General features: G+C 65.8%; 23 protein-coding genes. 5 read left to right on the forward strand and 18 right to left on the reverse strand.

Going from position 1 to position 24,980, the window contains the following annotated elements; genetic code table 11:
• Positions 1–4: 4 nt before the first annotated feature.
• The 4 genes from BM115_RS00810 (at position 5) to BM115_RS00825 (ending at position 5,075) form a co-directional block, all read left to right on the forward strand.
• Positions 5–544: a MarR family winged helix-turn-helix transcriptional regulator gene (locus BM115_RS00810; protein ID WP_092289577.1), complete on the forward strand. Its 540-nt coding sequence runs from the start codon at positions 5–7 to the stop codon at positions 542–544.
• A gap of 85 nt (positions 545–629) precedes the next feature.
• Positions 630–2,111 carry an efflux transporter outer membrane subunit gene (locus tag BM115_RS00815; protein WP_143093839.1) on the forward strand — a complete coding sequence of 494 codons (1,482 nt, stop codon included), beginning with the start codon at positions 630–632 and terminating at the stop codon, positions 2,109–2,111.
• Positions 2,112–2,171: 60 nt separating this feature from the next.
• Positions 2,172–3,437, forward strand: a complete 1,266-nt coding sequence (locus BM115_RS00820; RefSeq protein ID WP_092289579.1) for an HlyD/EmrA/EmrK family protein — start codon at positions 2,172–2,174, stop codon at positions 3,435–3,437.
• 36 nt (positions 3,438–3,473) lie between these two features.
• Complete coding sequence (locus BM115_RS00825) at positions 3,474–5,075, forward strand: DHA2 family efflux MFS transporter permease subunit (protein ID WP_092289581.1); 1,602 nt, start codon at positions 3,474–3,476, stop codon at positions 5,073–5,075.
• A 24-nt stretch (positions 5,076–5,099) separates the two neighbouring features.
• Here BM115_RS00825 and BM115_RS00830 read toward each other — a convergent pair whose 3' ends face one another.
• The 10 genes from BM115_RS00830 to BM115_RS00875 all read right to left on the reverse strand — a co-directional run bounded on the left by BM115_RS00830 (position 5,100) and on the right by BM115_RS00875 (position 18,498).
• Positions 5,100–6,284, reverse strand: a complete 1,185-nt coding sequence (locus tag BM115_RS00830; protein ID WP_092289583.1) for an MFS transporter — start codon at positions 6,282–6,284, stop codon at positions 5,100–5,102.
• A 97-nt stretch (positions 6,285–6,381) separates the two neighbouring features.
• Positions 6,382–7,347, reverse strand: a complete 966-nt coding sequence (locus tag BM115_RS00835; protein ID WP_092289585.1) for an Ig domain-containing protein — start codon at positions 7,345–7,347, stop codon at positions 6,382–6,384.
• A gap of 125 nt (positions 7,348–7,472) precedes the next feature.
• Complete coding sequence (truB, locus tag BM115_RS00840; RefSeq protein ID WP_092289587.1) at positions 7,473–8,423, reverse strand: tRNA pseudouridine(55) synthase TruB; 951 nt, start codon at positions 8,421–8,423, stop codon at positions 7,473–7,475.
• Between the two features lie 72 nt (positions 8,424–8,495).
• A complete protein-coding gene (gene rbfA / locus BM115_RS00845) occupies positions 8,496–8,867 on the reverse strand; it encodes a 30S ribosome-binding factor RbfA (RefSeq protein WP_092289589.1) in 372 nt (123 codons plus the stop codon).
• A gap of 63 nt (positions 8,868–8,930) precedes the next feature.
• Positions 8,931–11,822 carry a translation initiation factor IF-2 gene (gene infB, locus BM115_RS00850; RefSeq protein ID WP_092289591.1) on the reverse strand — a complete coding sequence of 964 codons (2,892 nt, stop codon included), beginning with the start codon at positions 11,820–11,822 and terminating at the stop codon, positions 8,931–8,933.
• A gap of 82 nt (positions 11,823–11,904) precedes the next feature.
• Positions 11,905–13,380: a transcription termination factor NusA gene (gene nusA / locus BM115_RS00855; protein ID WP_092289593.1), complete on the reverse strand. Its 1,476-nt coding sequence runs from the start codon at positions 13,378–13,380 to the stop codon at positions 11,905–11,907.
• A complete protein-coding gene (gene rimP / locus BM115_RS00860) occupies positions 13,377–13,865 on the reverse strand; it encodes a ribosome maturation factor RimP (protein WP_092289595.1) in 489 nt (162 codons plus the stop codon). The genes nusA and rimP overlap by 4 nt, the downstream gene beginning before the upstream one ends.
• A gap of 337 nt (positions 13,866–14,202) precedes the next feature.
• Entirely contained in the window at positions 14,203–16,152 is a 1,950-nt protein-coding gene (gene rluB / locus BM115_RS00865) for a 23S rRNA pseudouridine(2605) synthase RluB (RefSeq protein WP_092289597.1), read from the reverse strand.
• 28 nt (positions 16,153–16,180) lie between these two features.
• Positions 16,181–17,104: an SMC-Scp complex subunit ScpB gene (gene scpB, locus BM115_RS00870; RefSeq protein WP_092289599.1), complete on the reverse strand. Its 924-nt coding sequence runs from the start codon at positions 17,102–17,104 to the stop codon at positions 16,181–16,183.
• A 635-nt stretch (positions 17,105–17,739) separates the two neighbouring features.
• Positions 17,740–18,498 carry a sulfite exporter TauE/SafE family protein gene (locus BM115_RS00875; RefSeq protein WP_092289600.1) on the reverse strand — a complete coding sequence of 253 codons (759 nt, stop codon included), beginning with the start codon at positions 18,496–18,498 and terminating at the stop codon, positions 17,740–17,742.
• Between the two features lie 84 nt (positions 18,499–18,582).
• Between BM115_RS00875 and fnr the strand changes: the two genes are divergently transcribed.
• Entirely contained in the window at positions 18,583–19,308 is a 726-nt protein-coding gene (gene fnr, locus BM115_RS00880) for a fumarate/nitrate reduction transcriptional regulator Fnr (protein ID WP_092290819.1), read from the forward strand.
• A 28-nt stretch (positions 19,309–19,336) separates the two neighbouring features.
• On the opposite strand, the gene BM115_RS00885 is transcribed toward fnr, so the two are convergent.
• The 8 genes from BM115_RS00885 to ccoS form a co-directional block, all read right to left on the reverse strand.
• Positions 19,337–19,582 (reverse strand): hypothetical protein, encoded by a 246-nt coding sequence (locus tag BM115_RS00885; protein WP_092289602.1) that lies wholly within the window; start codon positions 19,580–19,582, stop codon positions 19,337–19,339.
• Entirely contained in the window at positions 19,579–19,806 is a 228-nt protein-coding gene (locus BM115_RS00890) for a hypothetical protein (protein ID WP_092289604.1), read from the reverse strand. The genes BM115_RS00885 and BM115_RS00890 overlap by 4 nt, the downstream gene beginning before the upstream one ends.
• A gap of 40 nt (positions 19,807–19,846) precedes the next feature.
• Complete coding sequence (gene ccoG / locus BM115_RS00895) at positions 19,847–21,388, reverse strand: cytochrome c oxidase accessory protein CcoG (protein ID WP_092289606.1); 1,542 nt, start codon at positions 21,386–21,388, stop codon at positions 19,847–19,849.
• A gap of 55 nt (positions 21,389–21,443) precedes the next feature.
• Positions 21,444–22,358 carry a cytochrome-c oxidase, cbb3-type subunit III gene (gene ccoP / locus BM115_RS00900; RefSeq protein ID WP_092289608.1) on the reverse strand — a complete coding sequence of 305 codons (915 nt, stop codon included), beginning with the start codon at positions 22,356–22,358 and terminating at the stop codon, positions 21,444–21,446.
• Positions 22,355–22,525: a cbb3-type cytochrome oxidase subunit 3 gene (locus tag BM115_RS00905; protein ID WP_092289610.1), complete on the reverse strand. Its 171-nt coding sequence runs from the start codon at positions 22,523–22,525 to the stop codon at positions 22,355–22,357. Before BM115_RS00905 ends, ccoP begins: the two co-directional genes overlap by 4 nt.
• Positions 22,526–22,530: 5 nt before the next feature.
• Positions 22,531–23,196, reverse strand: coding sequence for a cytochrome-c oxidase, cbb3-type subunit II (gene ccoO / locus BM115_RS00910; RefSeq protein ID WP_092289612.1), 666 nt, complete (start codon positions 23,194–23,196; stop codon positions 22,531–22,533).
• An 18-nt stretch (positions 23,197–23,214) separates the two neighbouring features.
• The gene (gene ccoN / locus BM115_RS00915) at positions 23,215–24,675 is read right to left on the reverse strand and encodes a cytochrome-c oxidase, cbb3-type subunit I (RefSeq protein ID WP_092289613.1); all 1,461 of its coding nucleotides are present in this window, start codon (positions 24,673–24,675) and stop codon (positions 23,215–23,217) included.
• A gap of 158 nt (positions 24,676–24,833) precedes the next feature.
• The gene (gene ccoS, locus BM115_RS00920; protein WP_092289615.1) at positions 24,834–24,980 is read right to left on the reverse strand and encodes a cbb3-type cytochrome oxidase assembly protein CcoS; all 147 of its coding nucleotides are present in this window, start codon (positions 24,978–24,980) and stop codon (positions 24,834–24,836) included.

Genomic DNA, 24,980 nt, shown 5'->3' on the forward strand with positions numbered 1-24,980 from the left:
AACAATGAGTGAATCTAACACCACTTTTACGACCACTTCCGGCGCAGGGCCTGCCGAGCCGGATCTTTTCGATCCGGCCGTCTACGAGCTTGGCTCCAGCGTTGGTTACCTGCTGGCCCGGGCCAAGAACCTGCTAACGCTCGGCATCGAGCAGGAAGTGAATGGCCTGGACATCACGCACGCCCAGGCGAGCTGCCTGATCATGTTGTCGATGGGTGGCGCCAGTACCGTCACCGACATCGGCCGCAGCCTGAACACCGATGCCGGATCGATCACCCGCATGTTGAGCCGGCTTGAGAAACGGGGACTTATCGTGCGCACGCGCCGCGACGACGATCGCCGCGTGGTGGACCTGTCGCTGACGCCCGAGGGCACGGCCATCGCCGCCCAACTGCCTGCCGTCTACTGCAACGTGATGCGGCGCCATTTCGTCGGCTTCAGCCAGGCGGAAATCGACGTACTGCGCGGCATGCTGCATCGGGTCATCGACAACGGTGGCGGGCAGGCCGTCGGCACCTGCTGGACTGAGCGCGATGGCGGCTAGCGCACCCCTGCCCCGCCCTTTGCACGTTTTCTCATCACCCGGCGCCACCATCCTGGCGACAGGCTAAATAAGAAGTCAGATCGATATGCAACCCGTTATCTCCTCCGCATCGCGCCGTCTGGGCGCCCTGGCCCTCACGGTCATGGCCGCGGCCGCGCTGGCCGGCTGCGCGGCGTTGGGTGACTCGCACAGCACCCAAAACCTGGCCGAGCCGCAGGCGCTGGCGTCGCCGCAGACCTTTACCAACGATCACGGCCAGTGGCCGTCGCAGGACTGGGTCGACCAGTTCCACGATGCGCAACTCCGCGCGCTGGCCGACGAGGCCGTCAAGGACAATCCGAGCCTGCAGGCCGCGATTGGCCGCGTGGCGGCATCGCGTGCACTGGCCGAAGCCACGCGCGGCGCGCTGTATCCGAGCGTGGACTTCGAAGGCAGCATCGTGCGCCAGCGGTTCTCCGAAACCGACCTGTTCGAAGGCACGCCGCTGGCCGGCTCCTGGCAGAACCAGTCGCGGCTGCAGATGGGCCTGTCGTGGGACCTCGACTTCTGGGGCAAGAACCGCGATGCGCTGGAAGCTGCGCTCTCCGACGACCGCGCCATGGAGGCCGAGAGTCAGGCCGCGCGCCTGATCCTGACCACCTCCATCGCCCGCAACTACAACCGGCTGGCCGCGCTGTATGCGCAGCGCGATGTGGCCGAGCGCGCCATCGCCCAGCGTCGCGACCTGACCGACCTCTCGCGCCAGCGTCTGGCCGCCGGGCTCGATACCCAGGTCGAGACCACGCAGGCACGCGGCACCGTGGCCGCCGCGCAGACCGACCTGCAACGCGTGGAAGAGGAAATCGCCCTCGCCCGCAACCAGATCGCCGCGCTGCTGGGCAAGGGCCCGGATCGTGGACTGCAGATCGCCCGCCCCACCCTGCTCGCCAACGCCACGCCGCTGCTGCCCGATGACCTGACCATCGGCCTCATCGGCCGTCGCCCGGATGTGGTGGCGGCGCGCTGGCGCGTGGAGGCGGCGTCGAAGGACATCAGCGTGGCAAAGAAGGAGTTCCTGCCCGACGTGACGCTGACCGCGTTCGCCGGCGTGGCCTCGCTCGATCCGTCGAACCTGCTGATGGGCATCAGCCGCACCTTCGGCATCGGTCCTTCGGTGCGGCTGCCGGTATTCGAAGGCGGCCGGCTGCGCGCCAACCTCAAGGGCAAGAACGCGCAATACGACATCGCCGTGGCGAACTACAACCAGACGCTGGTCGACGCGCTGCGCGAAACCGCCGACACCGTGACCAGCATTCGCAGCGTGGACACCCAGATCAAGACCCAGCGCGAGGCGCTGGACCTGGCCGAGCACGCCTACGCGCTGGCCACCACGCGCTACAAGGCCGGTCTCGGCACGCAGCTGACCGTGCTCAACGCCGAGAGCAATGTGCTCCAGCAGCGCCGGCTGGCCACCGACCTCCAGGCGCGGCGGCTCGATTTGCAGATGGGGCTGATGAAGGCCCTCGGCGGCGGCTACCAGGGCGAGACGCCGGATACCGCGCAAGCGCCGCGCGCCGCCCAAGGCTGACCGGGCGCTCGCCCGCCGACACCAGACAATCCGTCAAAGACTACGCAAAAGACAGACATCATGAGCAACACTCCGCAATCTGCCGCGCCGCAAACCCCGACCCCCGCCGCCGACAACAATGGCAAGCGCCGCCGCCTGCTGGTGGCGCTGACCGCCGCCGTCGTTGTGGCCGGGCTTGGCTATGGCCTGTACTGGGGCGTCTACGCGCGCCATTTCGAGAATACCGACGATGCCTACGTCGCCGGCAATGTGGTGCAGGTGACGCCGCTGGTGGGTGGCACGGTGATCTCCATCACTGCCGACGACACGCAGCTCGTTACCGCCGGCCAGCCGCTGATCCAGCTCGACCGCGCCGACTCCCAGGTGGCCATGGAACAGGCCGAGGCCCAGCTCGCCCAGGCCGTGCGCGAGGTGCGCACGCTCTACGTGAACAACGGCTCGCTGTCCGCCAACGTGGCGATGCGCCAGGCCGACGTAGCCAAGGCGCGCGACGACCTGCGCCGCCGCCAGGCCATCGCCGGCTCGGGTGCCGTGTCGAACGAAGAAATTTCTCATGCGCAGACCGGGCTGAAGGCCGCCGAATCGGCGCTGCTGGCCGCGCAGGAGCAACTCGCTTCGAACAAGGTGCTGACCGACCAGACTACGGTTGAGAAACATCCCAATGTGCAGCGCGCTGCCGCGAACCTGCGTTCGGCCTACCTCGCCTTCGCCCGCTCGACGATGCCCGCGCCGGTCACCGGCTACGTGGCCAAGCGCTCGGTCCAGGTGGGCCAGCGCGTGAGCCCCGGCACGCCGCTGATGGCCGTGGTGCCGCTAGACCAAGTGTGGGTGGATGCCAACTTCAAGGAAGTGCAGATCACGCATATGCGGATCGGCCAGCCGGTGGAGCTGGAGGCCGATGTCTATGGCTCGAAGGTCAAGTACACGGGTCACGTGGCGGGCTTCTCGGCCGGCACGGGCTCCGCGTTCTCGCTGCTGCCGGCACAGAACGCCACGGGCAACTGGATCAAGGTGGTGCAGCGCCTGCCGGTGCGTATCGCGCTGGATCCGCAGCAGTTGAAGGACCATCCGCTGCGCGTGGGCCTGTCGATGAACGTCACCGTCGACGTGCGCAAGGAAGAAGGCGGCGCGATGCTCAGCGCCTCCGCCGCCAAGCCGCTCCAGACCGATGTCTACGACAAGGTGGCGCAGGACGCCGACGAACTGATCGCCAAGATCATCTCGCTGAACAACGGCGGCCGCACCTCGGCCGCGCCGCAGGCGGCACCGGCCGTGACCGGCAAGGCGGGCGCCGCGGCTCCCGTGGCCAAGCCGGCCAATACGTAATTGTCTGACTCCCTGATTCCGCACGGCTGACCGCTCATGGCTAATTCCACCACCGCCACGCCGGGCGCGGGCGCTTCGCCGGCACCGGCCAAGGCGCCCTCCGCCACGCCACCGCCGCTGACCGGCGGCAAGCTCGTGATCGGCACGATCGCGCTGTCGCTGGCCACGTTCATGAACGTGCTCGACTCGTCGATTGCCAATGTGTCGATCCCGGCCATCTCGGGCGATCTCGGCGTCTCGCCCAACCAGGGCACCTGGGTCATCACCTCGTTCGCGGTGGCCAACGCCATCTCGGTGCCGCTGACCGGCTGGCTGACCACGCGCTTCGGCGCGGTGCGGCTGTTCGTGCTGTCGATCCTGCTGTTCGTGGTCTCATCGTGGCTATGCGGCGTGGCGCCGAACCTTGAGACGCTGCTGGCCGCCCGGATCCTCCAGGGTGCTGTGGCCGGGCCGATGATCCCGCTCTCCCAGTCGCTGCTGCTGGCCAGCTATCCACCAGCCAAGAGTTCGATGGCGCTGGCGCTGTGGGGCATGACCACGCTGGTCGCGCCGATCATGGGGCCGCTGCTGGGCGGCTGGATCTCGGACAACATGACCTGGCCGTGGATCTTCTATATCAATATCCCGGTTGGTCTGGGTGCCGCCTACGCCACCTGGGCGATCTATCGCGAGCGGGAAACGCCCACCAAGACGCTGCCGATCGACCGCATCGGGCTGGCGCTGCTGGTGATCTGGGTCGGCTCGATGCAGCTGATGCTCGACAAGGGCAAGGAACTCGACTGGTTCCATTCCAACGTGATCGTGACGCTGACCGTGATTGCCGTGGTGGGCTTCCTGTTCTTTCTGATCTGGGAAAACTACGAGAAACATCCGGTGGTGGACATCCATCTGTTCAAGGGGCGCAACTTCGCCGCCGGCGTGGTGGCGATCTCGGTCGCGTACGGGCTGTTCTTCGGCAACCTGGTGATCCTGCCGCTGTGGCTGCAGACCATCGTCGGCTACACCGCCACGGACGCGGGCATCGTCATGGCGCCGGTGGGCATTTTCGCGATCATCCTGTCGCCGATCATCGGGCGCATCCTGCCCAAGGTGGACGCGCGCTGGGTGGCGACGGGCGCGTTCATCACGTTCGGCATCGTCAGTTTCATGCGGGCCGGCTTCACCACCGGGGTGGATACGCGCACGCTGATGATTCCCACGCTTATCCAGGGCGCGGCGATGGCGCTGTTCTTCATTCCGCTGACGTCGATCATCCTGTCCGGCCAGCCGCCTGAGAAGATTCCGGCGGCCTCCGGCTTGTCGAACTTCGTGCGGATTACGTTCGGGGCAATCGGGGCGTCGATCTCGACCACGATCTGGGAAAACCGCTCGGCGCTCCATCACGCGCAACTGGTGGAGCAGATCAACCCCTACAGCGCCACCTACACCGAGCAGTTGAACCATCTGATGCAGATGGGCATGACGCAGACGCAGGCCATCGGACTGATGGAGCGGAACATCTCGCTCCAGGCGTCGATGCTGGGTGCCAACGACATCTTCTGGATCTCGGGCGTGCTGTTCTTCGTGCTGATCGGCTTTGTCTGGCTGACCAAGCGCAGCCAGGGCGGCGGCGGCGCCGAGGCGGCCGGCGCGCACTGAGCGCGTCACAAAGCGCACCCGCCGCTATCGCCGCTCCGGCGGCGACGCGGCGCCAACGGGCGGCACCATCCGCGTGCCGCCCTGCCAGGCAAACGCGGCCAGCAACACGGCGGCGCAGCCCCAGGCGAACACCGGCAGCCAGGGCAACCAGCCCGCCAGCGGCGCGGCGGCCCCGGCGGCCAGCATGGCGATGCGCGCCAACGCCGCCAGCGCCGCGAGCGAGAACACCAGCCCGACGAAGCGCCCTTCCCGCCCCACATGGCCGGCATCGGTCGCCGCATTGACCACCGTGCCGAAGACCATCGCCCACAACACGCCCGCAACGCCCTGCGCGAGCAACACGCCGGGGAGCGTGGAGGCCGTGGCGAAACCGACCAGCGTGAGCGCCCCCAGCAGGGCTGCAGCCAGCAGCAGCACGGCGGCCGGCACGCGCTTCAGCAAAGGCGCCTGCGGCAGCAACACCCCAAGGACGAAGCCCACCCAGAAGGCCGGCATGTAGCGCACCAGCTCTGTGGCGGGCGCAAAGCGGAGATAGGCGGGACCGGAATTGATCGCGATGTGGATCTGGAAGCCGAACGCCAGCAGCCACGTCGCGGCGAAGAACAGCCAGAGCGCCGGCATCGGCGCGGGCGGGGCGCGGCGTGGCGGGGGAGCTTCGCGCGGCGGCAACTCGATCCAGCGCAGTGCGACCACTGCCACCACGAGGCCGGCGCTCGCCAGCACGAACGGCACTACGGGCGACGACTGGCGCAGCGCCGCCGTCAGCATCGGGGCCAGCGCCCCGGCCAGCCCGATGCCCAGTATCGACCATGCAATCAGAAGCGGCGTGGCGGAGCGTTCAAGACGACGCGCGATGATGACCATCGGCGGTGCGCGCAGCGCGGACGAGCTGGCGGCCCAGAGCGCGGTCAGGCCCACCAGCAGCGCCGGCGACGTGGCGGCCGGCAGCAGCACGAAAGCGACGCCGGAGACGACCGAAATCGCCAGGATCCAGACGCCCAGACGGTGCATGGCGTTGGCCATGCGGTCGGCGGCGATGCCCATGGCACTGTCGGCGATGACGAAGATCGCCTGATCCATCAACAAGATCCACGCGACCTGCGCCTTGCCAATGCCGACCTGCGCGGCGAGTTGCGGCAGGAAGGCCGCGTAGAGCGTCCACGTCACGGCCAGCAGGCACTGCACCGCGCAAAAAATCAGGCAACGCATGGCTCCCACCGCTGATTCGTGGCTGGTGGGTCAAGGATAGGTCATGGGAGCCTCGGCCCGGGGCCGCTCGGTCAGGGGCCGGGGGCGTAGCCGAAGCCTAGCTGCCTCGCGCCACAATCGAGATCTGCACCTGCCCCTGCGTGCTGCCTCCAGCATTGCGGGCCGTGACCGTGTAGACCGCCTGCGACTGCACGACCGCTGGCGTGCCGGAGATCACGCCGGTTTGCGTGTTCATGCTCAGGCCCACCGGCAAGGGCGGGCTGACCGTATAGGCGATGACCGCGCCGCCAGTCACCACAGGGGTATTGGGTACGATGGCTTCCGCCACGACGTAGCGGGCCGTGGGCGTGCTGAACGCCAGGCTGGCCGGTGCCACGACGCCCGCCTGCACGGCGATACGCAGCGTGGCGGTGGTCTCGCCCGCCCCGTTGTTGCCCGTGACGGTATAGCTCGACTCGGCCGACACGACGGTCGGCGTGCCAGTGATGGCGCCCGTCTGGGTATTGAATGCCATCCCGGCCGGCAGTGCGGGCGCGATGCGGAATGTGGAAATGGGGCCGCCGGTGCTGGTGGCCGTATTGGCCGTGATGGCTGTGCCGACGGTGTAGATGACGGCCGACTCCCAGTAAGTCAGCCCCGAAGGCGCCGCCCCGGTATTGCGCACCTCGATTTGCACCCGGGCGGTAGCGCTGCCGCCGGCGTTCTCGGCGGTCACTACGTATACAGTGGCGGCGCTGACCGAGGCGGGCGTACCGGCAATCACCCCACTGGCCGCGTCGATCGTCAGCCCGGCCGGCAAGACCGGTGCCACGGAATAGCGCGTCACAGGGTCGCCACTGACGCTGGGTCGATTCGGCACGATGGGCTGGCCGGCTACGTAGATCGCCGATGTCATGGCGTAGCTCAGCCCCGCCGGTGCCTGGACTTTCCCGTCGTCTTCATCGGTGACACATCCCGACAGCAACGCCCCACCACACAGAAAGAGAATCGCCAGCCACGACCGGGCCGACGACAGACCAGCATGCGGCGCGCGCAGCGCGGCACCGAAGGATCGGAAAGACATCGTCAGCCCCGTAAGTGGTTGTTTTTATTGCGGCCCTGCCCGCTGGCCGCGCCGATGCCTATGGCATCACGCGTGAATATACAACACGTCCGTCGGGGACTGGCTGGCCGCTGCCCGGCCAGATTTCAGATCTTTACGAGCCGCTCCGGGCGCAGTGCGCCCTCTCGCATCCGGGCCACGCCCAGCAGGCGGGACGGCTCGCCGCCGTACACGCGCGCCAGGGTTTCCTCTTCCAGCGCGGTGCCCTCGGGCAGGTCGCGCCGGGCGATGCGCTGGCCCTGGAGGAATCGCGCCATCGCGGCGTCGTCGAGCTGCACGAGCACGCAGCGTTGCAGCAAGGCGTCCACGGGCGCGAGCATGGTCGGGCGAATATCGTCGGATTGCTGGTCGATTTGTTCCAGCGTGACCGCGCCATCGAGCGTGAGGTCGCCCACGGCCGTGCGGCGCAAGGCGGTCAGGTGGCCGCCGCAACCGAGCGCTTCGCCAATGTCCTCGCCCAGCGTGCGGATGTAGGTGCCCTTGCTGCAGCGCACGCGCATCGTGAATTGCGGCGGACTGGCGTCGAGGGCCACGTCGAGCAGTTCGATCGCATGGATCGTCACCGCCCGCGCCGCGCGTTCGATGGTCTGGCCGGCGCGCGCGTATTCATATAGCGGCTTGCCGTCCTTCTTCAGGGCCGAATACATCGGCGGCACCTGTTCGATTGGGCCCGTAAATCGTAATACCGCCAGATCCAGCGCGGCGCGGTCGCAGGTGACCGGGCGTTCGGCAACGACTTCGCCCTCGGCATCGCCGGTGGTCGTCGTCACGCCGAGCCGCACCACGGCCTCATAGGTCTTGTCGGCCTCGAGTAGATCCTGGGAGAACTTGGTCGCCTCGCCGAAACACAGCGGCAACAGGCCGGTGGCGAGCGGGTCCAGCGTGCCCGTGTGGCCAGCCTTGTTGGCGCGCAGCATGCGCTTGGCGCGCACCAGCGCGTCGTTGGACGACAGGCCCAATGGCTTGTCGAGCAGCAGCACGCCATGCACGTCGCGGCGCGGCAGCCGGGGCGGACGGGTTGCGGAGGAATCGGTCATTGCGGCGGGGAGAGAAGCGCGGCGCCGGAGCGGGTCCGGCGCGCGTCACAAAGGCGGAACGGCGCGACGGACTTACTCGTCGTCCTTGGCGCGCGTCGAATTGGCTTCGTTGATCAGCTTCGACATTTCGATGGCATGTTCCACCGAGGTGTCGTGATGGAAATGCAGCGTCGGCACGGTGTGGATGTGCAGGCGCTTGAATAGCAGCGAGTGCAGGTAACCGGCCTTCTCGCGCAGGATACCGGCGGCCACCTCAGGCTCGGCGCCCAGCACCGTGAAGTAGACCTTGGCGTGCGCGTAATCGGGCGTCAGCGCCACCGATTGCAGCGTGACCAGGCCCAGGCGCGGGTCGCGCAGTTCGCGCTGGATCATCTCGGCCAGTTCCTTCTGGATCTGGTCGGAAAGCCGCAGATTGCGGGAAGAGATATTGCCTTTCTTGGCCATTCAAACCTGTCTTATGCCCAAAGTGAAAACGGCAGGCCGGAGCCTGCCGTCTTGCGTATCGCCTTACAGCGTACGCGCCACTTCGGTAATTTCGTACACCTCGAGTTGGTCGCCTTCCTGAACGTCGTTGAAGTTCTTGATCGACAAACCGCACTCGAAGCCTTGCTTGACTTCCTTGACGTCGTCCTTGAACCGCTTGAGCGAGTCCAGTTCGCCGGTGTGCACCACCACGTTGTTGCGCAGCACGCGCACCAGCGAGTTGCGCTTGACCATGCCGTCGGTGACCATACAGCCGGCCACGGCGCCAATCTTCGGCACACGGAAGACCTGGCGGACTTCCACCTGGCCGATCGTGGTCTCGCGCTTCTCCGGCGCCAGCATGCCGGACATCGCCGCCTTGATCTCGTCTACCGCATCGTAAATGATGTTGTAGTAGCGGATGTCGATGCCGTTGTGCTCGGCCAGCTTGCGCGCGCCGGAATCAGCCCGCACGTTGAAGCCGATGATGACTGCCTTCGAGGCCACAGCCAGGTTGACGTCCGACTCCGAGATGCCGCCCACGCCGCCGTGCACGATCTGCACGCGCACTTCCTCGGTCGACAGCTTCTGCAGCGACTGCACCAGTGCTTCCTGCGAACCCTGCACGTCGGCCTTCACGATCAGCGGCAGCGATTGCACTTCGCCTTCGCTCATCTGCTCCAGCATCGTTTCCAGCTTGGCGGCCTGCTGCTTGGCGAGCTTCACGTCGCGGAACTTGCCCTGACGGAACAGGGCGATTTCACGCGCCTTGCGCTCGTCCGGGAGCACCAGCACTTCCTCGCCGGCGGCCGGCACTTCCGACAGACCCTGGATTTCCACCGGGATCGACGGACCAGCTTCCTTCGTCGGCTTGCCGTTTTCGTCCAGCATGGCGCGCACGCGGCCGTAGGCACTGCCTGCGAGCACCACGTCGCCACGCTTGAGCGTGCCGCTGCTGACCAGGATCGTCGCGATCGGGCCCTTGCCCTTGTCGAGCTGGGCTTCCACCACCAGACCCTTGGCCGGGGCGTCCACCGGTGCCGTCAACTCCAGCACTTCGGCTTGCAGCAGCACCTGCTCGAGCAGGTCGTCGATGCCCAGGCCGGTCTTGGCGGACACCGGCACGAACGGCGAATCGCCGCCGTACTCTTCCGGCAACACCTGCTCGGCCACCAGTTCCTGCTTCACGCGGTCCGGGTTGGCTTCGGGCTTGTCGATCTTGTTGATCGCCACCACGATGGGCACGCCGGCAGCCTTGGCGTGCGCAATCGCTTCCTTGGTCTGCGGCATCACGCCGTCGTCCGCCGCAACCACCAGGATCACGATGTCGGTGGCCTTGGCGCCACGGGCACGCATGGCCGTGAAGGCCTCGTGACCCGGGGTGTCCAGGAAGGTGATCACGCCACGTTCGGTTTCGACGTGGTACGCGCCAATGTGCTGCGTAATGCCCCCGGCTTCGCCCGCGGCAACCTTGGTGCGGCGGATGTAATCGAGCAGCGAGGTCTTGCCGTGGTCGACGTGACCCATCACGGTCACCACCGGCGGACGCGGCAGCAGTTCGGCGTCGGTATGGTCTTCGCCATCCACCACCAGCAGTGCTTCCGGATCGTCCAGCTTGGCGGCGAACGCCTTGTGGCCCATTTCTTCCACCACGATCATGGCGGTTTCCTGGTCCAGCACCTGGTTGATCGTGACCATCTGGCCGAGCTTCATCATCTGCTTGATGACCTCGGACGCCTTCACGGCCATCTTGTGCGCCAGATCGGCCACCGAGATGGTTTCCGGCACGTGCACTTCACGCACCACCGGCTCGGTCGGCGCCTGGAAGTTGCTGCGATCGTCGGCATGCTGCTTGCCGCCGCGGCCACGCGGGCCACCGCGCCAGCCACCCACACCGCCCGACGTATCGCCGCGCGTCTTCAGGCCGCTGCCCTTCTTGCGCGAGCTATCGTCCTGCCACGTACCGGTCTTGACCGGCTTGCCGGTCTTCTTGTCGACGGTGGTCGTGGCCGTGGTGGTCGTGGCCGGTTTCTTGTCGTCCTTCTTGGCTTCGGTCGTCGTGCCAGGCGGCTTCACCGGCTTGTGCAGCGTACCGGTCTGCTCGGCCTTCTTTTCCTCGGCCTTGCGTTCCGACGGCGCCTTCAGCACGCGGGCCGGGGCGTTCAGCATCTGCTGGATCGCACGGGCCTCGGCCTCGGCAGCCTCGCGGCGGCGGCGGGCGGCGTCCTGCTCGGCACGGGCCTTGTCGGCCGCTGCCTTCGCGTCATCCGCATCCTTCTGCACCTGCACGCGCTCGGCGGCCACGCGGGCCTGGTCGTCCTCGGCCTTCTTGCGCACGGCAGCGTCCTCGACGGCGTTGTTCACCGCCTGGGCAGCCACGGCCTCTTCCTCGGCCTTGCGGGCGAGAAGTTCGGTCTGGCGGCGCTGCTCGGCCTCGAGGGCTTCCTGGCGCGCACGGCGCTCGGCTTCCTCGCGCTCGGCGGCTTCCTGGCGTGCCTTCAGTTCGGCTTCCTGGCGCGCGAGCGCCTCGGCCTGCTGACGGCTTTCCTCTTCCTCGCGGCGTGCCTGTTCGGCGGCGGCCTCGGCCGCTTCCGCGGCGTCCACGCCATCGGCGTGTGCATCCCCGGCGACCTCGTCACGCTTGATCAGGACGCGCTTCTTGCGCACCTCGACCTGAACGGTACGGGTCTTGCCGGTGGAATCGGCCTGACGGATTTCGGACGTTTCGCGCTTGGTCAGCGTGATCTTTTTGCGTGCGCTGTCGTCGGCCTGACCGTGCGACCGCTTGAGATAATCAAGGAGTCGGGTCTTGTCCGATTCGGTGATGATGTCTTCCGGCGTCGCTTTGCCCACCCCAGCTGCCTGCAATTGTTCCAGCAGGGCAGCTGCGCTGCGGCTCAGTTCTGCGGCCAGTTGGGCAACTGTTGTGCTTGCCATTCAAACCCTTTCAATGCTCGGTTTCTACGTCGGGACAAATCGTATGCGGAAAGCGCCGGGGCCCCTGCCCCGTACGTGTCCCTCAGTTAAACCAATGTTCCCGTGCTTTCATGATCAGCGCCTTGGCTTCCTCATCCGCCACGCCGGCCAGCTCGACCAGTTCGTCCACAGCCAGTTCGGCCAGGTCGTCACGCGTGTGGATATTGCCTTCGGCCAGCTTGCCGATCAGCTCGGGGGTCAGGCCGTCGAGCGAGCGCAGATCCTGCGACACCTCTTCCACCTTTTCTTCCCGGGCCAGTTCCATCGTCAGCAGCGCATCGCGTGCGCGGTTGCGCAGCTCAGTGACGGTGTCCTCATCGAAGGCCTCGATTTCCATCATTTCACTGATGGGCACGTAGGCAACTTCTTCCAGCGTGGAGAACCCTTCCTCAATCAGGATGTCCGCCACTTCCTCGTCCACGTCCAGCTTGGCCATGAACAGCTTGCGTACCACTTCGCTTTCCTCGGCCTGCTTCTGCGCCGATTCTTCCTGCGTCATGATGTTGATCTGCCAGCCGGTCAGTTCGGACGCCAGGCGTACGTTCTGGCCGCTGCGGCCGATGGCGACGGCGAGGTTTTCCTCGTCCACCACCACATCCATGCAATGCTTTTCCTCGTCCACGACGATGGACTGCACCTGCGCCGGCGCCAGTGCGCCGATCACGAACTGCGCCGGGTCTTCCGACCACAGCACGATATCCACGGCCTCGCCGCCGATCTCGTTGCGCACAGCCGTCACGCGGGTACCGCGCACGCCCACGCAAGTGCCGATCGGGTCGATGCGCTTGTCATGGGCCACCACGGCGATCTTGGCGCGCACGCCGGGGTCGCGGGCGGCCGCCTTGATCTCGAGCAGGCCCTGTTCCATCTCCGGCACTTCGTTCTCGAACAGCTTGATCAGGAACTCGGGTGCCGTACGCGACAGTTCGATCTGCGGGCCGCGCGCGGCGCGATCCACATTGAGGATATACGCCCGTACGCGGTCACCGGTACGGAGATTTTCCTTCGGAATGATCTGGTCGCGGGCCAGCAGCGCTTCCACGCGGCCGGACTCCACGATCAGACCCTTCTTGTCGGCACGCTTGACCGTGCCGGTCATGACCTTTTCGCCACGATCCAGGTAATCGTTCAGGATCTGCTCGCGCTCGGCGTCGCGGATCCGCTGCAAAATCACCTGCTTGGCCGCCTGGGCGCCAATCCGGCCGAATTCCACGGACTCGATCTGCTCTTCGACAAACTCCTCGAGCTCGATCTCCGGATCCTGATCGCGGGCTTCGAACAGCAGGATCTGCTTGTCCGGCTCCTGCAGGCCCTGCTCGTCGGGGACGACAAGCCAGCGGCGGAACGTTTCGTGCTCACCGGATTCGCGGTCGATGGCGACGCGGATATCCACGTCTTCCTCGAAGCGTTTCTTGGTGGCCGAAGCGAGTGCTGCTTCGAGCGCACCGAATACCACATCCTTGTCGACGTTCTTTTCACGCGCAAGCGCATCGACGAGCAACAGAACTTCGCGGCTCATTGCTTGTTCCCTTTTCTTTGATTTCCCTTGAAGTCGATCACTGGCACGAGCCGTGCCTTGTCGACGTCGGATATGGCGAATTCCAGCAGTGCCGGGCCGTCGCGTCCTTCGAATTCCAGGCCGATTTTCTCGGCTCCGTCATCGCCAGTGGGTGCCTGGATGATGCCGACGAAATTCTTCTGGCCATTCACCGGGAGGCGCAGCGTGATTCTGGCCTCGACGCCGGCAAAACGGACGTAATCGGCCAGCTTCTTCAGCGGCCGGTCCAGACCGGGCGAGGACACCTCGAGGCGCTCGTAGTCGACATTTTCGACCGTAAGCACATGGGTAAGCTGGCGGCTTACTTTCTCGCAATCCTCAATGACGATGCCGGTTTCAGGCTGATCGATATAGACACGCAGCAGTCCGACGGGGGCACGCTCAAGCTCAACCAACTCGTAGCCCATGCCGTTAAGGGTGGTTTCGATCAAATCTGCCAGATGCACTGTATTCCCGAATAGTGGCCTTCAACACCATGGCAGACACCGGACAACGACTTCCGTTCTGAAACTAGGTCCTGAAACGAGGTTCTGGAACGAACCGCTGCCTTGCCTGCCCCGTCATCCCCGGCGCCGGCGTGGCGCAGTCGCGGCCACAAGCACAAAACGGGCGAACCAAAAAAAAATGGGCGCAATGCCCATCATTCGCCCACCCTCGCTAAGGATGACACTTTTGAATAGACTTGGATTATACGCGGATTATGTCCAAAAGGCAAAAGCCGGACAGGATCCGCGGGCAGCGTGCGGCCAGGGCGAGCCCCGGCCGGCATGCCGCCTGCCTGGGTTAGCGGTGACCGCCACCCCCCTGGTTGCCGCCACGACCGCGCGGACGACGCGGGCCGCTGGCATTGCCGCCGCCCTTGGCTGCCTTCGGCATCACATTGCCGTTGGCCTCGCCACCACCGCCGCGACGCTGCTGGCCGCGCTGGCCACCCATGCCTCCGCCGCCCAGGCCACCACCGCCGCCAAGGCCGCCGCGATTGCCACCGCGCCCACCGGCACCGCCGCCACGCAGGCCGCCGGCCGCGCCACCACTGAACTTGGTGGTATGCGACGTCAGCGGCGCCGGGCCGGTCGGGATGTAACCCATCGAGGTCTGCATCGGATCGGGCTGGCCACCACGGCCGGCACCGCCGCCGTTACCGCGCGCGCCTCCCTTTTCGTAGCGCGGCAGGCCGTCCATGCCGGTGTGCATCGGCATGCCCGCAATGGCCGCCTCGGTACGCGCCTTGCGGCCGCCCACCTTGGTGGCACCCTTGCCGCCCTGCTCGCCCTTCGCCGGCGCTTTCAGGCCGATATTGGCCATCAGCGCGCGCACGTCGGTCGGGTCCAGCTCTTGCCAGCGGCCACGCTTGAGGCCGCGCGGCAGCAGGAACTGGCCGTAGCGCGTACGGATCAGGCGCGACACGGTCAGGCCAACGGCCTCGAACATGCGGCGCACCTCGCGATTACGGCCTTCGGTCAGCGCCACGTGATACCACTGGTTCACGCCTTCGCCACCGCCATCAGCGATGCGCAGGAAGTTCGCTTCGCCATCGTCCAATTGGATACCGTGCAGCAGCGCCTGGCGGTCGGCCTCGGCCAGCTCGCCCAGCGTGCGCACCGCGTATTCGCGCTCCACGCCGTAGCGCGGGTGCATGAAGCGGTTGGCGATATCGCCCGAGGTCGTGAAGATCAGCAAGCCTTCGGTATTGAAGTCGAGACGACCCACCGCCACCCACTTGCCGGCCTTGATGCGCGGCAGGCTGTCGAACACGGTCGGACGGCCTTCCGGATCGCTCTGGCTCACGATTTCGCCGGACGGCTTGTGATACAGCAGCACGCGCGGTGGCTTGCTCGACACCTTGCGATGGATCAGCTTGCCGTTCACGCGCACCTGGTCGGTCGGCAAGATCCGCTGGCCGATGTGGGCCGGCAGACCGTTAACCGAGACACGACCCTCGAGGATCAGCTGTTCCATTTCGCGGCGTGAGCCGAGGCCGCCTTCGGCCAGCACCTTGTGCAGCTTGGGCGCGTCATCGTCGGCGGACAGTTCGCGCACCGGCTTGGCCTTGGTGCGCGGCAGCGCCATCTCTTCCTGATCGAATTGTTCCGAGATCACGAATTTGAAGACGTCCTCGGCACCGCCAGCAGGCTTGCCGGCCTTCGCGCCGCGAGCCGGCTTGTCACCGGCGCGCTGCTCGAATTTTTCCGAAGGCTTGCCGCCTGCGGCGCCCGCCTGCCCCTTGCGCTGACCCTGGCCGCCTTGGCCACCCTGACCGCCTTGGCCGCGCTTGTCGCGCCGGCCCGGCTGCTGGGCTGCCGGCTTGTTGTCGCCATCGACCAGCGCAGCCTTGCGCTGGGGCTGCTGGCGGCGCTTGCGCACGCCGGCACCCTGTGGCTGCGCAGGCTGGCCGTCGGCGTCACTCGCCTCGGCGCGCGGTTCGCGGACGTCACGGGCATCACGATCGGCTGCCGGCTTGCGGCGGCCACGGGCGCGCGGCTCGCGACCGGCCGGTGCGGCGGCGTCGGGCTGCGGCGCGTCGGCTTGCGCCGGTGCGGCGGCATCGCCCTCGGCACGGCCACCCTCGCGGTCCTGTGCGGACTGGCGGCGCGACGCCACCAGATTGCGCAGGCCACGGCGCAGGCCCTTGCGGCGCGGCGCGCCGTCGGTGCCATTGCCCGCGTCGGGCGCAGCGCCGGTATCGCCCGGCGCGTCCGGTTGCCGGACGTCTTGCTCAGCGGAATCAGACAAAGTATTCACTATCGATGTTGCGTGTTATTCAGTTGGACACGCGTTCGTCGTCCTCAGCAGGATGCGGCGCGTTGCCGTCCCGGACCGAATCGTCGGCCGCTTCCGGGGAGGAAGCAGCTGTGTCCACGTGGAAACCGTTGGCGTGGGCCAGCGGCGCGTCGTCGTCATGCCCGCCATCGGCGGACCACTGCGCAACGCTGTTGTCTTGCGGGTGCGGCGTGTCGTTCTGTTCGGTATCGGCGCCGTGGGCTTCCGTCTCCACCGGCTCCGCATGGTCGCTCTCCGCCGCGGCCACGACTTCCGCTTCCACCGCATCGGTAGCGGTCTCGGCGGCCTGGGGCTCGGCAAAGGTCTCTTCATCGCCAGCCGGCGGGTTGGCCGTGGCAACTTCTTCAAAATCTATCGCCTGCTGGTCCAGCAGGGCTGCCTGGACCTGGGCCTGGGCATCCTCGAGCGGCGGCAGCTCATCCAGCGTGCGCAGCCCCAGATCGTCCAGAAACGCCTTGGTCGTGGCATAGAGCGCGGGACGGCCCGGTACGTCGCGATGCCCGATCACCTCGATCCAGCTGCGGTCCTCGAGCTTCTTGACCACGTCGGTGCTGACCGTCACGCCGCGAATTTCCTCGATATCGCCGCGCGTCACGGGCTGGCGATAGGCGATGATGGCCAGCGTCTCCATCACCGCGCGCGAATACTTGGGCGGCTTTTCCGGGTTGAGCCGGTCGAGGAACTCGCGCATCTCGGGCCGGCTCTGGAAACGCCAACCGCTGGCCAGGGCCACGAGTTCCACACCGCGTTGCTGCCAGTCCTGTCGCAATTCGTCCAACAGGGCGCGGATGGTGTCGGCGCCGACATCGTCGGCGAAAAGACGGCGGAGATCGTTGACGCGCAGGGGCTCCTGCGCACAAATCAGCGCGGTCTCGAGGACGATCTTCGCCTCTTGGGTATTCATGTGATTGTGTGCAGCCTGTCTTTGCACCTGCTCCCGGACGAATCCCGGAGCACTGGAGATTTCGGATACAGCGGTACCGATGCCACCGCCATCTCATTGCGCAGCCAACTCGCAGCCTGTCGCAGCCCAGGCAGCCAAGCGGTGCACTTCGTTCTTTTGCATCGATTTGCCGGGTCGTTCCGGCAGGAGATCGTCCGCATCCGGCTGGCTTCGCCGGGAGTCGAACCTCTTGCGTCGCGCTCTCGCCTTTACCCTCGCAGGCGGAACCCTTCCCCTTGGAGCGGACATTCGCCAGGACAATCAGATTGCCAAGGCGGCAAGAAAAAACGGATATCGGCCCGGACAAGCTTCGTCCTGCGACTGCACCACCACTCCACAAGGCCGACCGGCTTTTAAACCAGATCTTTTGAACCGGATGCACTGTGGGGACGGATCCGGCAAGCCAATGCTGCCTCGGACCCATGGACACGCATCCCAGATCAGGGATGCCGGCCCGGCGACGCCAGGGAATTACGTGGCGCGATACCGTGGTTCTCGCGATTGTATGGCATTCCCGCCCCCCTCCGCAACCCGCCCGCCGCCCGGCGTGGCGAATGGCACGAACCGGGGCGGCCTGTCCGCCGCCCGGAATCGTCCTAGAACACCACGCAGAACCCATGCGCAGCCAGCGTCTCCGGGAGCCAGACCGCCCGCGCCACGCCCACGATGCCGAAGCCGATGATCAGCACGCCCGCCACGGTCCGGACCGCCGGCCGGCGCGACACATGGCGCACATAGCCCGACAACCCCGAAATCACCAGTAGGTTTGGCAGCGTTCCCAACCCAAAGGCGAACAGGACCAGCGCGCCCGACGCCGCATTGCCGGCCAGCAACGCCATTGCGAGTGCCCCATAGACCATCCCGCACGGCACGATCCCCCAGGCGAGTCCCAGACCGAAGCGCCGCAGCAGCGGCGCATGCCGGGCCAGGCCGGCAGGCAGCCTGATACCGAGCGCGCCCATGCGACCCACCACCCCTTGGGCCATGCGCACCGCGAACGCCTCCAGGCGCGCCGCACGCATGGTGCGCCCACGCAACAGCCAGAAGCCCGACATCACCAGCATCGCTCCGCCTGCGCCATAGAGCCATCGCTGCACAGGCAGATAGTCCTGCTTCCATACGGTGGCGCCGACGGCACCCACCACCGCCCCCAGCAACGCGTAGGTGGTCAGGCGGCCGGCGTGCATCGCCAGCAATTCCACGAGCCAGCCGCGCGGCGAGCGATGGATCGTCACCGGCACGCGCACCGCCGCGCGCTGCTCGGCCGCCATCGCAATGCCGCCACACATCGCAGCACAGTGGACGCCACCAAACAACGCAACGATAAAAACGCTGAAAAGCACACCAAATGGCAACGGTCCCTCGCTTCCGCGTCACTTCACGCGGTAAAATTGATCTGTCGCGCCCTCGCTGCAATGCGCATCACCAAGAGCCCTCAATTGCTTACCTCCATACCCGTCACCGAGATCTCGCCCCGCTGCTCTACGTGCGGGATGGGCCAGCTTTGTCTGCCGGTAGGCATGTCGCACCAGGACCTCCTGAAGATGGACACGCTCGTGCAGGAACGCGTGCGCGTGCACAAGGGCGAAACGCTTTACCGCATGGGCGATCCGCTCACCGCCGTCTATGCCGTGCGTTTCGGCACGCTCAAGACGCACGTGACGCTCGAAGACGGCCGCTCGCAGATCACCGGCTTCCATCTGCCCGGCGAGATGGTCGGTATGGATGGCCTCGGCGAAATGCAGCATGCTTCCGATGCCACGGCCCTCGAGGATGCCGAAGTCTGCGTCGTACGCTTCAACGACTTGCAGGCGCTCTCGTCTGACCTGCCCTCGCTGCAAACCCAGTTCCTGCGCTTGATGAGCAAGGAGATTTCGCAGGACCAGGTGATGCTGATGACGTTGGGTTCGATGCGGGCCGAGGAGCGGCTTGCCGCGTTCCTCGTCAATCTTTCCGATCGCCTGTCGGCGCGTGGCTACTCGTCGAGCGAGTTCGTGTTGCGCATGAGTCGCGAGGAGATCGGCAGTTATCTTGGCCTGAAACTCGAAACCGTCAGCCGCCTGTTCTCTCGTTTTGCCGAGGCGGGCCTGATCCAGATCCGCCAGCGCCACGTCAAGCTCATCGACATGGCCGGCATCAAGCAGATCTACAACCGCTCCTGCTAAGGCCGGCTCGCCGGCGGCGGTGCACTCGCTACTCGAGTTCATCGGTATCGCTGAGCGGCGTTGGCATGGTGTAGAGCGTCAGGCCGCTCGACAAGGCGCAGAACAGCCACGCCAGCAGGAATCCCACGGTATAGATCGCCTCACGCGACGCGTCGACCGGATGACCGAAGAAGCTCAGGTCACTGGGATCGACAATCGAGAACACCGTTGCCGTGGCCACGCCGCCCATCAGGAACGCTGGCCACATCACCCACATCAGCCAGCGTAGTCTCATGGCCGCCTCGCCGTGTCATTGACATGGGCGTCGGCACGCACGGCGGACCCATCCAGCTTCTCCACCACCAGCCCATGCCGCGCGGCATCGCGCACCGGCACGTCGGCGTGGGTATTGGCGAGCCAGATCGTCACACCACAGCCGATCATCGCCAGCAGCGGTCCGCTCATCAGCAGCCACGGCCACGGTTCCTTCCACCACGGCTTGACTTGTTGCGCTGTCATTGCCTACTCCTTGCGTCGAATATTTCCTGAATGACCTGTCCTACAGGCCGCGCGGCACGATGAAACTGGTCGCTTCCTGGATCTGCGCGCGTCCGCGTGCGTCGTCCATACCCTCCCCCGTGACCGTGATACGGATCTTGTGCGTGCCCTGCGGCGCGTGGTCGAGCGGGATACGGATCCGCACCGGCAACAGCCGGTTCGACGTAGGCGGCAGCGTTTCTGCCGACTTGTCATACTCGATGGTCAACCCTTGCAGCTCCGCGCTCGTCGCCTGTACCCGGACGCGCATCGGCGTCTCGGTCGTATTGATCAGTTGCAGCCGGTACACGTTCTCGATCCAGCGACCTTCGACCTCGCGGCCCAACGCGCCACGGTCGCGGATGACATCGACCTTGAGCGGCGTGCGCATCGCCAGCGACCCGATGAAGCCCCCCACCAGCGCCGACCAGATCACCGCGCAGACAATCGTCCGCGTGCGGAACAAGCGCTTGCGCGCGGCGACTGCCGACAGGCCCTTGCGCATCGCGTTCTCAGAGGTGTAGCGGATCAGGCCACGCGGATAGGCCATCTTGTCCATGACCTGGTTACAGGCGTCGATGCAGGCACCGCAGCCAATGCACTCGTATTGCAATCCGTCACGGATGTCGATCCCGGTCGGGCAGACCTGCACGCAGATGCTGCAATTGACGCAATCGCCAATGCCGGCGGTGTGCCGGTCCGTCTTGCGCGAGCGGCTGCCGCGCGGCTCGCCACGGCCTACGTCATAGGTCACCACGAAGGTATCGCGGTCGACCATCACGCTCTGGAAACGCGCATATGGGCACATGTACTTGCACACCTGCTCGCGCATGAAGCCGGCGTTGCCCCAGGTGGCGAAGGCATAGAACAGCATCCAGAACGACTGCCACGGCCCCAGCGAGAGGTCGATCACCTGCCCGCCCAGCTCGCGGATCGGCGAGAAATAGCCGACGAACGTGAAGCCGGTCCACAGGGCGATCACCACCCAGAGCGTGTGCTTGGTCGCCTTGAGCCGCAGCTTGCGCAGGCTCCACGGGTCGCCGTCCAGCCGGATGCGGGCGATGCGATCGCCTTCCACGCGTCGCTCGATCCACATGAAGATTTCTGTGTAGACGGTCTGTGGACACGCGTAGCCACAGAACAGCCGGCCCGCGATGGCGGTGAACAGGAACAGGGCGAGCGCCGAGATGACAAGCAGGACCGCGAGGTAGATCACGTCCTGCGGCCACAGCACGAGGCCGAAGATATAGAACTTGCGCGCGCCGAGGTCAAACAGCACCGCCTGGCGGTCGTTCCATTGCAGCCACGGGGCGCCGTAGTAGACCAGCTGGGTGAGGATGACGAGCCAGACGCGCCAGCTCGAGAAGGCGCCCGTGACCGAGCGCGGATAGATCTTGCGCCGGACCTCGTAGAGTGTTTCTTCCGAAGATTCAGCCGATTGGGCAGATTGCCCGGATAGCGGCGTGGCAGCCGGGCGCCATGGCGGGCTGTCGTCGGGCCGTGAGGGCTCCGACGTAGCGGGGTCGTCCGCTACGGGCTGTGCAGCATTGGGGGGCGCGTTCATCTTGTGTTCCTCGCGCCCCGGCAGGCGGCTGGCCGCCCTGCCCGGGGGCTGTTGATCATTGTCCGGCCGCTCCTGTATTGGAGAGACCCCACACGTAGGCGGTCAGCATGCGGATGCGCTCGGGCGTCAGGATTTCCTCATGCGCGGGCATGTGCCCGTTATGACCCTTCTGGATCGCCTCGACGATGGCATTTTCCGAACTGCCGTAGAGCCAGACGCTGTCCGACAGGTTCGGCGCGCCGAGCGCCTGGTTGCCCTTGCCGCTGGCCCCATGGCAGGCCGCACACGTGGTCTTGAAGGTGCCCTCGCCCCGCGACGCGCGGATCGGGTCAGACGCCAGGCCCGACAGCGAGCGCACATACTGGGCCGTGTCCCCGGCGAGCTTGGCGTCGATGACGCCCGCAAACGGCGGCATCATGCCGTTGCGACCCTTGGTGATCGTCTGACGGATCGTTTCGGGGTCGCCGCCATAGAGCCAGTCGTTGTCGGCCAGGTTCGGAAAGCCGCGGCTGCCGCGCGCGTCGGAGCCATGGCACTGCGCGCAGTAGTTCAGGAACAGGCGCTGGCCAATTTCACGGGCGTCGGGATCGGCGGCGACCTTCGTCACGTCCATCGACATGTACTTCCCGTAGATCTCGTTCTGCATCTTCTCGGCAGCCTGTCGATGCGCCGCCAGTTCGCCCTGCGAGGAGAACCCCAGCACGCCGGCGTAGGAACCCAGGCCCGGATACAGCACCAGGTAGCACACGCTGAAGATGCAGGCCAGCAGGAACATCCACATCCACCAGCGCGGCAGCGGGTTGTTCAACTCGCGCAGGTCACCATCCCAGACATGGCCGGTATCCTCGGTCGCACCCTGGCTTTTTGGCGCCCGGCGCTGCGAGAACAGCAGCCACACGCACCACGCGATGCCGACCAGCGAGATGGCCGTAATGTAGTAACTCCAGTAATCGGAAAAGAAATCGCTCATGACTGTGGGTTCCGGCTTGTCGTTATCGTGGTCTCGTCGGGCAACGCGAAGGGCAGCATGGCTGACTCCTCGTTGGCGGCCTGGCGCCGCGACGACCAGGCCCACCAGCAGATGGCGAGGAAGGCCAGCATCGACAGCACGGTGGCAGCGGAGGTCAGGATGGCCATGGCGGTTACTCCTTCGGTGCCGCGGCCGCCGTGGCGGCGTCCAGGCGCACGTTGCGGCGGTTCAGGCCGAGGCCTTGCAGGTAGGCCACCATCGCGTCCTCTTCGGTCTTGCCGGCGAGTTCCTCAGGGGCATGGGCGATTTGCTCCTCGGTGTACGGCACACCCAACCGCTTCAGGGCGCGCATCCGGCCCTGGATATCGCCCGTCGGCAGCGCGGTCTTCTCGAGCCACGGATACGACGGCATCACCGATTCCGGCACCACATCGCGCGGATTGCGCAGGTGGATGCGCTGCCAGTCATCCGAATACCGGCCGCCCACGCGGGCGAGGTCTGGACCGGTACGCTTGGAACCCCACAGGAACGGATGGTCATACACCGACTCGCCGGCCGTCGAGAAATGGCCATAGCGCTCCGTCTCGGCCTGCAGCGTGCGCACCTGCTGCGAATGGCAGCCGACGCAGCCTTCGCGGATATAGATATCGCGGCCCATCAGGCGCAGCGGCGTGTAGGGCACGATGCCCGCGTCGGGCTTGGTCGTGGAATGCTGGAAGAACAGCGGCACGATCTGCACCAGACCCGCAATGCTCACCACGATGATCGTGGCGATGATCAGCCAGCCAACGTTCTTTTCCAGTGTTTCGTGGGTGAAGAATCCTTGTTTTTGTGACATCTCAGCAATCCTCGGCGGTCAGTGTGCGGGAGCCTGGGCGGAAGCCGGCAGGCTGGCCGGGATCGGCGCGTCCGTGGCCGTCTTGCCGGCGATCGTGCGCACCACGTTGTAGGCCATGACCAGCATGCCGGTCAGGAAACACAGGCCACCGAGCAGGCGGATCAGGTAGAACGGATACTTCGCCTTGACCGCTTCGACGAACGCGTAGGTCAGCGTGCCGTCCGGCTGCGTGGCGCGCCACATCAGCCCTTCCATCACGCCGGCGATCCACATCGAGGCGATGTAGAGCACCACGCCGATCGTCGCGATCCAGAAGTGCCACTCGATCAGCTTGACGCTGAACATCTCCTTTTGCCCGAACAGGCGTGGAATCAGGTAGTACAGCGAGCCGATCGAGATCATCGCGACCCAGCCGAGCGCGCCCGAGTGGACATGGCCGATCGTCCAGTCCGTGTAGTGCGACAGCGCATTCACGGTCTTGATGGACATCATCGATCCTTCAAACGTGGCCATGCCGTAGAACGACAGCGCAACCACCATGAACTTGAGGATCGGGTCCGTGCGAAGCTTGTGCCAGGCGCCGGACATGGTCATGATCCCGTTGATCATCCCGCCCCAGGACGGCGCGAGCAGGATCAGCGAAAACGCCATGCCGAGCGACTGCGCCCAGTCCGGCAGCGCGGTGTATTGCAGATGGTGGGGGCCGGCCCACATATAGGTGAAGTTCAGCGCCCAGAAGTGGACGATGGAGAGCCGGTACGAGTAGATCGGCCGTCCGGCCTGCTTCGGGATGAAGTAGTACATCATCCCGAGGAAGCTGGTGGTCAGGAAGAAGCCCACGGCGTTATGGCCGTACCACCACTGGATCATCGCGTCCTGCACGCCCGCATAGGCGGAATACGACTTCCACATCGACGCCGGCATCTCGATGTTGTTCACGATATGCAGGATGGCGATGGTCAGGATGTACGCGCCGAAGAACCAGTTGGCCACGTAGATATGGCGCGTCTTGCGCTTGATGATGGTGCCGAAGAACACCACCGCGTAGGCGACCCAGACCAGCGTAATCAGGATGTCGATTGGCCATTCGAGTTCCGCATATTCCTTGGAAGTCGTGATGCCGAGCGGTAGCGTGATGGCAGCCGCCACGATGACGATCTGCCAGCCCCAGAACGTGAACGCTGCCAGCGGCCCGCAGAACAGGCGCGCCTGGCAGGTGCGCTGCACCACGTAGTACGACGTGGCGAACAGCGCGCTGCCGCCGAAGGCGAAGATCACCGCGTTGGTGTGCAGCGGACGCAGGCGCCCGAAGGACAGCCACGGGGTATTGAAATTGAGATCTGGCCAGATCAGTTGCGCCGCCAGCAGAACGCCGACGGCCATGCCGACGATCCCCCAAACCACGGTCATCACGGCAAACTGCCGTACGACGCCGTAGTTAAAGGTGTCGACGCGTGGAGACGCGGTAGAGACATCCATTCAGACCCCCAAATACAGAAGTAAAGATCGTTTAACCCTAGTGTTGGTGTGACTTTAGAAAGTCGCCGCCGCCCGCGCGTTGATCCCGGTCAAGTCGCAATTCAACGAAGGGAACTGTTGCTGCCGCGCGCCACTCGGGCTCGTAAAAAGCTTGCAATTCATGGCTTGTCGTTATCGAGCAGGATGGCTTCGCCGGGTCGGTCGAGGTCGTCGTACTGGCCCGCGTTGAGCGCCCACCAGAGCGCGCCAGCTATCAGCGCCACGAGCACCAGGCTCATTGGCACGAGCAGGTAAAGGGTTTCCAT

Source organism: Cupriavidus sp. OV096 (assembly GCF_900115455.1).
Taxonomy (GTDB): domain Bacteria; phylum Pseudomonadota; class Gammaproteobacteria; order Burkholderiales; family Burkholderiaceae; genus Cupriavidus.